The sequence below is a fragment of the Cobetia sp. 14N.309.X.WAT.E.A4 genome (genome assembly GCF_030397495.1).
GTDB lineage: Bacteria > Pseudomonadota > Gammaproteobacteria > Pseudomonadales > Halomonadaceae > Cobetia > Cobetia marina.
In genome coordinates, this window is the sequence record NZ_JAPNXT010000025.1 from 1 (window position 1) to 1,235 (window position 1,235).

1 protein-coding gene is annotated in these 1,235 nt (G+C 65.5%); it reads left to right on the top strand.

The window, feature by feature from the left end; translation table 11 throughout:
* Positions 1-1,235 (top strand): VCBS domain-containing protein (locus OW493_RS17135; protein ID WP_289864984.1); only part of this gene is annotated, 1,235 nt, incomplete at both ends.

Below are 1,235 nucleotides of genomic sequence, written 5' to 3' on the forward strand. Positions count from 1 at the left end.
CCGACAGCTTCAGCGTCGTGGTCACCGACATCACCGGGCAGAGCACCAGCGACAGCCTGGACATCGCGATCCTCGATACCGCGCCGGAGGCCAAGGCCGACGCCCGCAACATCGACGAAGACACCACCACGGCACTCGACGGCAACGTCATCGACGGCACCAACGACACCGCCGATACCCTGGGCGCCGATGCCACCAGCGTGACCAGCGTCACGCCGGACGGCGGGAGTGCGTCTGCCGTCACCGCGGATGATGCGACGGTCGTCACCGGCAGCTACGGCACGCTGACCCTCAACAGTGATGGCAGCTACAGCTATGTGCTGGACAACAGCAATGCCGAGGTCCAGGGCCTGGATGATGGGGCGTCACTGACCGACGTCTTCAGCTACACGATCACCGACGCCGATGGCGATGCCTCCAGCACCACGCTGACCATCACCGTCGACGGCTCGACCGATGGCGTGCCGACCATCACCTCGCTGGATGACCAGTCGGTCACTGAGGCGACCGGCGGCACCGTCACTGACACCTTCCAGGTGGAAGCGGATGCCGGCATCGCCAGCGTCACCGTGAATGGCACTGACATCACCGGCGCGACCGAGACCGATCCGGTCGAGATCACCACCGTCGAAGGTGTCCTGAGCGTGACCGGCTACGACGCCGGTACCGGTGAGGTCAGCTACTCTTACGTCGAAGATGGCGAGAGCGAAGTTCACACTGATGCGGGCATCACCGACAGCTTCGCGGTCGTGGTCACCGACATCACCGGGCAGAGCACCACTGACAGCCTGGACATCACCATTCTCGATACCGCGCCGGAGGCCAAGGCTGACGCGCGCAACATCGGCGAAGACACCACCACGGCACTCGACGGCAACGTCATCGACGGCGCCAACGACACCGCCGACACCCTGGGGGCTGACGCCACCACGGTCACTGCCGTCGATGGCAGCACCGTCACGGCAGATGCCGCCGCCGTCGTCACCGGCGACTACGGCACGCTGACGCTCGAAGCCGATGGCAGCTACAGCTATGTGCTCGACACCACCAATGCCGACGTGCAGTCGCTGGATGATGGCGAGAGCCTGGCGGACGTCTTCACCTACACCATCACCGACGCCGATGGCGACACCTCCAGCACCACGCTGACCATCACCGTCGACGGCGCCACCGATGGCGTGCCGACCATCACCTCGCTGGATGACCAGTCGGTCACTGAGGCGACCGGCGGCACC